The 9,915-nt window shown below is 49.4% G+C and carries 7 protein-coding genes; 4 read left to right on the forward strand and 3 right to left on the reverse strand.

Annotation, left to right across the window (positions count from 1 at the left end; genetic code table 11):
* Positions 1 to 145 precede the first annotated feature (145 nt).
* Positions 146 to 1,399, forward strand: a complete 1,254-nt coding sequence (locus IQ256_RS27100) for a HAMP domain-containing sensor histidine kinase (RefSeq protein WP_193858810.1) — start codon at positions 146 to 148, stop codon at positions 1,397 to 1,399.
* 146 nt (positions 1,400 to 1,545) lie between these two features.
* Here IQ256_RS27100 and IQ256_RS27105 read toward each other — a convergent pair whose 3' ends face one another.
* Positions 1,546 to 4,335 carry a CHAT domain-containing protein gene (locus IQ256_RS27105; RefSeq protein WP_193858811.1) on the reverse strand — a complete coding sequence of 930 codons (2,790 nt, stop codon included), beginning with the start codon at positions 4,333 to 4,335 and terminating at the stop codon, positions 1,546 to 1,548.
* 329 nt (positions 4,336 to 4,664) lie between these two features.
* On the opposite strand from IQ256_RS27105, the gene IQ256_RS27110 reads away from it, so the two are divergent.
* Positions 4,665 to 5,444: a DUF928 domain-containing protein gene (locus IQ256_RS27110; protein WP_193858812.1), complete on the forward strand. Its 780-nt coding sequence runs from the start codon at positions 4,665 to 4,667 to the stop codon at positions 5,442 to 5,444.
* Between the two features lie 235 nt (positions 5,445 to 5,679).
* Here the strand turns inward: IQ256_RS27110 and IQ256_RS27115 are convergent, their stop codons facing one another.
* Together IQ256_RS27115 and IQ256_RS27120 are read right to left on the reverse strand one after the other, a co-directional pair.
* Positions 5,680 to 6,537, reverse strand: coding sequence for a hypothetical protein (locus IQ256_RS27115; protein WP_193858813.1), 858 nt, complete (start codon positions 6,535 to 6,537; stop codon positions 5,680 to 5,682).
* Between the two features lie 183 nt (positions 6,538 to 6,720).
* Positions 6,721 to 8,103 (reverse strand): ABC transporter substrate-binding protein, encoded by a 1,383-nt coding sequence (locus IQ256_RS27120; RefSeq protein ID WP_193858814.1) that lies wholly within the window; start codon positions 8,101 to 8,103, stop codon positions 6,721 to 6,723.
* Positions 8,104 to 8,394: 291 nt separating this feature from the next.
* On the opposite strand from IQ256_RS27120, the gene IQ256_RS27125 reads away from it, so the two are divergent.
* Both IQ256_RS27125 and IQ256_RS27130 read left to right on the forward strand, forming a co-directional pair.
* Complete coding sequence (locus IQ256_RS27125) at positions 8,395 to 8,808, forward strand: hypothetical protein (protein ID WP_193858815.1); 414 nt, start codon at positions 8,395 to 8,397, stop codon at positions 8,806 to 8,808.
* 229 nt (positions 8,809 to 9,037) lie between these two features.
* The coding region (locus IQ256_RS27130) for a bile acid:sodium symporter family protein (protein WP_193858816.1) at positions 9,038 to 9,915 on the forward strand (878 nt) is incomplete at its 3' end.

The raw sequence follows: 9,915 nt of genomic DNA on the forward strand, positions 1-9,915 counted from the left end.
GGCTATGCGGTGAAGTCTGGTCTTCATTCTAGCGATTGACGGGTATCCCTCCGCGATATTCCTAAGAGATGACCTACGTAGGGTAGAAGTCTGTTAGCTTGCAGGTATACATAAATTTTTCTTTAAGAATTAGGAATCGTCAGACATGGATTTTGGTCAACTGCTAGCCCAAAAAAAGCGCGTCATCATCGATACTTGGATGGTGCAAGTCCGTAATAACAGACACATTGAGAGCACCCAAGATCTGACCTATGAGGCGGTTCTAAACAGCTTGCCGGCGATGCTAGATGCGATCGCACACCTGCTTGGCGATCCCGATCTCTCAGACGTTCGCACTGCCATTGATAAAGCCAATGTTCACGGCGAACTGCGAGCCGAACAAGGCTACAGCGCTGGCGAAATCGTGCGAGAGTACAGCATCTTACGCAATATTATCTTTGACGAATTAGAAGCAGCGCTGCTAGCTAGCAATACTCAGCTAACCTTGCGGACAGCGCGGCTGATAGATGGCGTATTGGATAAATCGATCGCCTTTTGTCTAGATCGCTATACCGACGAACGCCTGCGCGAGGTGAACTGGCTGTACGACGAGATGATGGTCAGCAATCAAGAGCTAGATCGTCTGGTGCGTAACGAGCAGAGGAACATGGCCTATCTCGCTCACGAGCTGAAGAGCCCGCTGAGCTGCATCATTGGCTATTCCGATCTGTTCTTGCGGCAGCAGAGTTCGTCGATGAGACCTAATTTGGATTTTATTGAGCAGGTACTCGCGAACGGCAGACGGCTACTATCGATGATCAATGAAACGCTAGATGCTTCTTATTACAAGTCTGGTCAGATGGCACTCAAGCTTGAGCAGATTGATGCTTGTGGCGTGATAGAAGAGGTTGCTACTGTGCTAAACGCGCTGGCTCAGCAGAAGGCATTGGCGATCGACGTGGACTGTCAACCTGATATTGGGGCGATGACCACAGACCAAACGCGGTTTAGGCAGGTGCTGACTAATTTGCTGAGTAATGCGGTCCGCTATACAGAGAAAGGCAGCATTAGCATTCAGGCGCAGCTAGTACCAGACGAGTCAGGCGATCGCGTCGAGATCTCTGTAGTAGATACTGGTCTAGGCATAGACAGTGCTGAGCAGGGTCGGATCTTTGAACCGTACTATCAGGGCGATGCCGGACAAAAATCAGATAGCAGTACGGGGCTGGGTCTAGCGATCGCTAGCCAAATGATCAAGCTGCTTCAGGGCGACATCTATGTGAGCTCTGAGCCGAACGTTGGCTCAACTTTTACCATCGTTTTGCCACTTCACTATCAATTAGAGACCCAGCCAGAAGCTCAGCTAGAGATTCTCTCAGAAACTCGTTCAGAAGCTGCTAACACCTTTCAAAGCGCATAGCTGCGCGCCTGCTCTGAACTGGGTCGATTCTTCAACTGTTCAAAGAACAAAATTTCAGGCCAAGACTTTAAGGGGCGACATTGGCAGCCTGTTCATAAGCTGGAAAACTACAGCAACTGGCTACCAGAAGACTACGTGCGATTGGCTCACAGCCAGTTCCCGACTAAAACATAGGCAGCCCAGTAGATGGGATGCCGATAGTTGGGATCTTTTAGAAGCGTAAGCTGAGCCGATCGCAGTGCGTCTGCTTTGGTGATGTTTGCCGGTGCGATCGCCCGATAAAAAGCCTGTACAAAAACCGCTCCTGACGCATCATCTAGATTCCAAAGTGAAGCGAGAGTGCTGCGAGTGCCTGACTGGAGGGCTACGCCTGCAAGTCCTAGGGCGGCGCGATTGTCTCCGTTGGCCGTTTCGCAGGCGCTGAGAACCAGCAGCTCAATTGGCTCGACCCGGCTGTCATCTCCGGCCCGAAGCAAGGCACTGAGTTCATGCACTGGAATCGGACGATCCCAAGCCAAGATAAAAGTGTCTTCTGCATTTGAACTGAACTGACCGTGCGTGGCCAGGTGTATGATCGGTCGCTCGGTCTGGGTGACTTGTTGGGTCAACTGTTCGGTAGTGAAAGATTCGTTCAGTAGCAGATTGCTGTCAACTAGGGTTTGCACAGTTTCTAGCTCGTCTGCCACATTCAGCAGCGGGCTAAAGCCGTGGCGTGATTCTGTTAGCCCTGCGAGCAAAGCTGTCTCGTTGGTTTCTTGGAGCGATCGCGGCCCCAAAAGCTGCAATCCCGGTGACAGGGCGACGGCGTACTGTTCGATCAAGTAGCGTTCACCATCGTAGAGTGCCGCCATGGGCACATTACGCAGCGCGCCATCTAGAACAAAGGTCAGCGTTTTGATATCGGCCTCGATCAGGGCGGTTTGCATCGGCTCGATTAGCCAGCTATAGATCTCTTGTCCGAGCGCTTTACCTTCGGGGGCGGTGAATGGCTTTTCGATGTTTTGTCGCCAGCTTATGAGCGTCTGTTCTAATTTGGCTTGGGCAACAGGCGTCGTATATTGCTGCAAAGGCTGGTTGGGTAGGCTGACAATCATCTCTAGGCGATCGGGCAAGATAATTGGATAGATAATGGCAGCAGAAGTTTGTTCTACCTGATCTAGATCTACCTGCTGGGCTTCTAGACAAGCGGTTCTAAAAAAGTTGTCTAATTCGGCGACTTGCAGAGATTCAATGACTTTTCTCGCTTCTACGAGCCGCGCCTGTCGCTGTTCTGGGTTTGCTAGCTGAGACTTTGTTTGTCTTATGGCAGTCTGTTCTAGTTGCCGCTGTTCTGATTCTATTTGTTCTGATTTTGTTTGTGGATAGGGATCAGCCCCGACAAGTTGCTCAGAGGTGGGCTGTAAGAGCAGGTCAACCAATTCTCGATAGACCGGTTCTACGCTGTCTCGAAAAGAAAACTGTAGATCTTGGCTGGTCGTGACGATATCTTGTCTGAGCAGCTGCAGCGTAGAAAATGCTTCTCGGTAGGTCTGAAGCGCTAAGTCTCTTTGCCCCTGCTGTTTGAGCAACCTGCCTAGCTGCCACTGCCACTGATAGACAATATCGCTAGCGTTGATCGCTTGGGCAATCCTCAGCGCTTCTTCGGTCATCGCTTGCGCGTCAGCCCACTGCTGCGAAAGTTCGTAGGCATGGCCTAGTGCGCCTTTGGCATAGGATTCTGCTCGGCTATCTTGTAGCTCGATACTTTGTTGAATCGCCTGGGCAAGCCAGCGGACGCCTGTGGTGATTTCAGCGGCTGACTCTCGCTGAAAGAGACTGGGCTTAAAGAGACTTTGCGAAGCGTGAATGTAAGCGTATATCTGCGATCGCCCTGGCGTCATCTTAGGAATATCAAGCGATAGAGAAGCAACAATCGGCGATACGGCAGTGGGTTCTGTCTCTGCTAAGAGCTTTAACTGGTTGAGCTGAGCTTTGACTTGGATATCGGGGTGAGTGCCTGGGCTGCTGCTCTGACTAGAGGCGATCGCCTGCTGATAAAACTCTAAAGCCGTTGAGGTATCTCCTTCGGCCTGAGCAATATTGCCCCGCTCTAACAGGATAGGCGCTGTCGGGTAAGCTGCTGTCTGGGCCAAATCGAGCGCGGTCTGTAGGCTTGCTTGCGCCTTAGTCAAATCTCCCGTTAGGCGATAGGCTTGGCCGAGCCTTTGATATCCCTGAATTTGTACTACTGCTGACTGTGTGGATAGTCGCTGCTCTAACCGATCAATTGTTCGACGAACCTGATGGTAGTAGCCTAGCGTTTGCTGCGCCTGAATCTGGTTGAGCAGATTGTTAAAGTAGCGTGAGTCTGCGTCAGTTTTGGCATAGAGGTCAGCGGCGACCTGCCAGATTTCGAGCGCCTGCTGGGTTTCGCCGAGGGCAAAATGCAGGCCACCGAGCGCGTTATGCACCTGGGCGCTGACCTGCTGTGCTTTGACAGAATCGAGCCTGGCGGGCAGTAGGCTTTGGCTTTGGCTGAGGGCGCTACGAGCAGATTCCCACTGGCCGAGCTGTTGGTAGGCGGCGCTAAGGTAGCTAAGCGTCAGGGCCTGGTCTAGCGGCGCAAGCTGTGCTGACGAGGCAGATTCGGGGGGGCGTTGGACGCTGACCACTTGCGACCAGGCCGCTACTGCGTCGGTAAAGCGTTGGCTGTTGTAGGCGGCGCGGCCTTGCTCGATCAGAGCTGAAGCGGTCAAGTTCTGAGTAATCGAATCTGGAGTGGTCGAGTCTGGAGCGGTTGAATCTAGAGCGACCAGGCTAGACGAAGTGGATTTTGCAGATAGGACAGGCGCGGCGGCCAGCACAGGCATAGAAGACAGTGCTGAACCTCGGCTGAGGACGCCTGCTAAGAAAACGCCGAAAAGTAGACAGAGCAATTGTTTGAGCGGTCGGCGCATGCTGTGGCCTTTGTATCCAAGGTAAAGTTTGTGTAGCAATCATTTGGATTGCTACTGTATGTCTTTCGCTGAATATATGCTATGCGATCGCGAACAACCCTTTTGGATCTTTTTTCGGCGGTCTTTTTTCGCCTGTCATCTGCTTTGAACGCTGGCTTAGCGATCCTCGCTTGGTCAAAAGTGGCGAACGCTATAAGTTTAATTCCGGGGAATTTCAAACTATGAAACGATCTGTTCACTCCATAACATCTGTTCGCTCTATAAACAGAAAACCTGTGAATACAAGGCACGTACATAGAAGAGCTGTAGGCTGTTTGTTTGGAATCATGATGCCCGCTTGGATTGCGATCGCCCTTTCGGCCCAAGCATCTCCCGCTCAAGCTTCCTCCGTCCAAACCCTTTTAGCTCAGAGACTGCTTGCTCAGTCGTCATCGCCGCCATCAACCATTCAATTTCTGCCCACGCCTCCCGATCAGGGCGCACCCGACGGACGGCAGCGCGGCGGGGCCAATCGTGGCGACTGTCTTCCCTATCAGGACCTGACCGCCCTCGTTCCAGAAATAGACGGTACCGTTTGGAGTCAGACGGCTAGCGAGAATCCTTCCTTCTTTTTCAACATTCCAGCCGCGCTGACAGAATCAGTTCCGGCTGAGTTAGTGATTCAAGATAGCAACGACAACTATGCGTTTCGCAAAGAGTTTGCCATTGAGACAGCGGCGGGGATATTAGCTGTCCCGGTCAGCGAGCTGATGCCTGGCCAAAGCTATAGCTGGACGTTTTCAATCTATTGCGATGCAGCCCGCCCGTCGAATTCTGTTTCTGTTTCTGGCACCATTCAGCGGGTTGCGGATTTGGCGATCGTACCGATTCCGGCAGAGGAACAATCTACCGAACCTCTTTCTACTGAACAGCTTTCTAATTCGCAAAAGCTGAACTTGCTTCAACAATATGCTGAGAATGGTATTTGGCACGAGGCGATCGCGTTAGCTATCTCAATACATCAGTCTGAACCGAGCAACACCGAATACGCTGAGATTCTAGAAAGTCTACTAGCGCAAGCAGGGCTTTCTAACTTTTCTTTGTCTACGACTATTTACGAAGTGCCATGAAATGTAGAGTAAGGAAGATTTTGTCGGATGGAGTTGATAGTAAGGAATACGATTGACGTTTTACCTGAAATTTTCTCTGTCTATATTAAAAGACAAGTCATACTAGTGCTCTACCTCGCAATAAATGACAGGCTGTCAGCTTCTAAAAGCATTGCTGTAAAAGCACTTTATAAATCATGCGCCTATCATAATCACAGAGATCAAGCACTAGTCAGCAGGCCAATATGAAAATCCTCTATTCGACTATCTTTCCTTCTGACAAAGCCCAGTTTTCGGAAACGAACTCACAAGCTATCTTAGGTTCCCTGATCCTTTGCATGTACCTAAATATAGGAGCTTCGATTACTCCGTACAGTTTCTCCGCATAAAAAAGGTAAAGCAGAGCCACCAAAACTGAAGGGGCGGTAATTAGCAGAAGACTAAAGGTTCCTTCGGTTACGTTAGCTTTAGCTATAGCGTATCCAGTTAGAATAGTTAGGAAAAGTACTATGGATAATAGTACCACAGGCAAGAAACTATATTTGAAAGCCTTCTTTGTCTCTCTGTATGATATTGATCCTCTCATATATTGAATGAAATATTCTTTGGATACCCTCTTAACTCTGTTCTTCTTTTTGTTGTAGATAGTGCCTTCCACAGAGACGAAATCTTCTACCTTTCCTTCATGAGCAATCTTTATGACAACGCCATCTCCAGGATCTAGATATTTAAAGTTTATCAACAGGTTTCCGGCTTGGTCTATCTTGGGTAAGATTTCGTTGGTTTTATTGTTTGCATACAGAAGATAAGATTCGATGGTTTTGTTCGGAGCAGCAAACGAAACTCTTAGAGGGATCTTCTCCACGAAGCTATCTGGCTTTATAGTTTCACTACCACTATTCCAAATAGCTACTTTAGTTAGAATAAGTTTCCTTATTTCCCGATCGCTAAAGTATAGTTTAAGACGATTGTCTTGTGGAAGATCCTCGATAACGGTGATACTTCTTGAGCAATAGAGTATCCTCTTTACTGACTTAGATTTTAGATAAAAATAGACACTTATCAAGATGCTAATTACGGCAAGTAGGAGTGAAGTTATATTAATAAGATCCATCGAACATATGCAAATCAACATTTTGATAATAACCTGTCTTAAACAGAGTAAAGAGGGTTATTCTCTTATGTTGGCGCAGTCGACTCAGCATATGCGTTCTCTAGCAACCTTCAGGAATGTTGTGCTTCTAGCCCGTCAATTTAATTCATACTTTCCTATTTTAGGATATCAACTCGTACGTGCCTAGTTGTTCTTTGGCAAGAATTGATTGAGTAGTGGCTGCCAGTCGGCGTCGGTTTGCTCTTGAATCACCTGGGCGCTAATCGCTTCTAGCTGCTGATCGTCGTTGGTTAGGGCAAAGGCATAGCGGCGGGCCTGAAGTCCGGTAGATTCTATAACAAATCGCCTTTGAAAGTTGTTGTTGTTGATATAGCTCAAAAGCGCTGCATCATCGACGAAGGCGTCTATCTGGTCGTCGGCGATCGCATTCAATCCATCTTCTGGCACGTTAATCGGCTGAAAAGAGATATCTTGTTCTTTTAACGCTTCAGCCGCATTCGATCCTTCGACGCTGCCTACTTTGAGCTGTTTGAGCATTGCTACCTGCGTGAGCTGGCCGCTATCGTCCGCAGCGAGTACAGAGGTAATAGAAGCCGTCAAAGTTGCCGCCACCGCCAGTGCCACAATCATCCAAAACAGCGCTACTAGCCGACCGCCAAATGTAGTAGGCACTTTGTCGCCATAGCCCACGCTCGTCATCGTCACCGCCGACCACCAAAAGCTGTCCCACAGCCCACTCGTTATCCCTTTGCCAAACACTTCTTCGTCAGAGCGACGCTCAAACAGCCAGACAATCGCGCCCACCGCTATCAGCAGCGCAGAGAGCCACAAAACAATCCACAAAAACCGAGGCGATAGAACCGCTCTTACATTGTCTAGAATGCTGCGCTGCGCGGTTTGGGCGATGCCGATAGAAGTCACGTAGTAGCTTTGGGTAAAGTCTACCCGCTCTTCGGCTGAAGCGGTGGCAGCAGCGGTGATGGCAATATCTATTGTTCCATTTTCTACCTGGTCTATGGCTTCATTAGGAGAGATCTCTTGCCACTCGTAGGAGATATCTAGCTCTTCGGCCACTTCTCGCCACAGGTGAACGCCGATGCCGTCCCAGTCGGTGCCCGATTCAGTTTTGGTTGCGATCGCAAACGGTGGCAAATGACTAACGCCGACGACTACCGACCCTCCTTGAGGCTCGGCTGCTTGAGTATCGGGCCTGTCAGCTTCACGGGCAGCTTCTTCGGCTGGCGGCGCAGGTGCTGCTGTTTCAGTTTGAGCGTTCTCAGGCTGAGCATTCTCAGTTTGCACATTCTCAGGCTGTGCGTTCTCAGTTTGCACATTCTCAGGCTGAGCATTCTCAGTTTGCACATTCTCAGGCTGAGCATTCTCAGTTTGCACATTCTCAGGCTGTGCGTTCTCGGTTTGTGTCTCCTCTAGCTGAGCATTCGCGGGTAGCGCCATCGGTAGGCACAGGCCCAACCAGAACAGCAGCGCTATTCCGTACTTCCTTCTGCTGAAGATCTGGTTGAACTTGCTTGAGTGGACGCTAGCTTGCTTTTGTAAAAGGTACATATGCAGAAATCGTTCTAAACCCAACCTGGTATAAACTTTTGCCTTTCTAGCATGATGGCCCATCCCCATCCATCCATCACCACACAGACATAATTAAGCTGCCTTTTCTGTCGCTGACTTCAGTGGCTACTGTTCATGAGCCGATGCAGGGTTTGTCAGCCGATGGACTGTACCTCAACTTTGTAATTAGGCTATAGTTAGCTTTGGCTTCAACGCGCTGTCTCGCCAAATGCATATCAGTTAAACCCTTTCCATATGTTCTATTGAATGGTTGTTTCACGGTGCGTCAGTATGAGTTTTTTTGTTGATCTAACAAAGTCGCTGCTATCACCGAGGGCTCTACAAGGCTTTGTGGTGGGTCTTTTTATTGGCGGTCTTGTTGTTCTAATGAGTAGTCGTCTTTTGCGTCCTTTGGTCGCAGATGACACCCTTCTAGCTGTTATAGGAAATCTAATCGGGGCCGCTTGCATAGCTTGGTACGGTACGCGATTTGCCAGTAAAGCTCAAAGAAGAAGAAAATCTGCGGTTGCCGTATTCCTGATAGCGGGCCTAATAGGATTATTTCTGATTCGCGATGTGGTTGAGCAGGTCTTCAATCTTCCGCCTGATCAACTGACAAACAATGTGATTAGCTATGCCCTCAGTTGCGGGATTGCCTGTGCTTTGGCAGGGGGTGTCTATGAAGCGATCGCGCCATCTGATTGATCGCAAGTACAGTCCATAGATTCAGTTCCATAGATTCAATGTAGAGCACTGAGATCCGCTCAACTTCCGGTAGCATTACTACGGGTAGCTGGCGGTCATTGTCGCGATCGTTGACGGGTGACAACTTCAGAGGATTTGCGCTATTGACTGATCGTGAGGCTTACTTCAGTCTTAGTCACCCGGTCTTGGCACATAGCTAGCACGCTGCATTAAAAAACATTTTTTCCTTATGGACTCAAATCTACTGACTGCTGTTTTTCTGCCCTTAGCCCTGTTCATCATCATGCTAGGGATGGGCCTAAGCCTCACATTGGCTGACTTTAAACGCATCATAGTCTCGCCGAAGGCAGTGTTGACTGGCTTAGCCGCTCAGCTGATACTCTTACCACTCGTCGGATTTCTTCTGGCTTCTCTTTTTCCGCTAACGTCGGAGCTAGCAGTCGGCGTAATGATCTTAGCGGCTTGTCCAGGTGGGCCTACCTCAAATCTGCTCACCTATCTAGCGGGTGGTAATGTTGCGCTTTCGGTGACGCTCACCGCTATCAGCAGTTTGATTACTGTATTCACCATTCCTCTGGTCGTGAATCTAGCGACGCAGCAGTTTGTTGGAGAAGGGGTTGCTCTGCAGCTACCTTTTCTCGGAACGGTTCTTCAAATCGCTGTTATCACCCTAATTCCAATCGCATTTGGTATGTTGCTGCATCGATATGCGCCTTTATTTTCAGCCAATGTTGAGAAATGGGTAAAGTGGCTATCGCTATTTTTCTTAGGTCTAATTATCTTTGGGCTTTTACTGGCAGAGCGGGCTAATCTAGCTAGCTACATTGTTCAAGTCGGCTGGGTGACGCTAGCGCTCAATCTGACGACGATGGCTTTAGGCTATCTGCTGGCTACAGCAGCCAAGATCGATCCCAAAGGCACCACCGCGATTACTTGTGAAGTGGGCATTCAAAATGGAACGTTGGCGATCGCAGTGGCTACCGCGCCTACCCTACTCAACAATCCAACCATGTCTATTCCAGCCGCGATATACAGCCTGCTGATGTTTATTACAGGCGGCGCTCTAGCCGCCTGGGCCCGTCGTAAAAACGTGGCAAACAACCCAAT

The sequence above is a fragment of the cf. Phormidesmis sp. LEGE 11477 genome (genome assembly GCF_015207105.1).
Taxonomy (GTDB): domain Bacteria; phylum Cyanobacteriota; class Cyanobacteriia; order Phormidesmidales; family Phormidesmidaceae; genus Phormidesmis.

What these genes read in the sequence shown, in the direction of transcription:
- IQ256_RS27115 (WP_193858813.1), bottom strand. Translation starts at nt 6,537, where the DNA reads ATGGATCTTATTAATATAACTTCACTCCTACTTGCCGTAATTAGCATC.
- IQ256_RS27120 (WP_193858814.1), bottom strand. Translation starts at nt 8,103, where the DNA reads ATGTACCTTTTACAAAAGCAAGCTAGCGTCCACTCAAGCAAGTTCAAC.
- IQ256_RS27125 (WP_193858815.1), top strand. Translation starts at nt 8,395, where the DNA reads ATGAGTTTTTTTGTTGATCTAACAAAGTCGCTGCTATCACCGAGGGCT.
- IQ256_RS27100 (WP_193858810.1), top strand. Translation starts at nt 146, where the DNA reads ATGGATTTTGGTCAACTGCTAGCCCAAAAAAAGCGCGTCATCATCGAT.
- IQ256_RS27110 (WP_193858812.1), top strand. Translation starts at nt 4,665, where the DNA reads ATGCCCGCTTGGATTGCGATCGCCCTTTCGGCCCAAGCATCTCCCGCT.
- IQ256_RS27105 (WP_193858811.1), bottom strand. Translation starts at nt 4,335, where the DNA reads ATGCGCCGACCGCTCAAACAATTGCTCTGTCTACTTTTCGGCGTTTTC.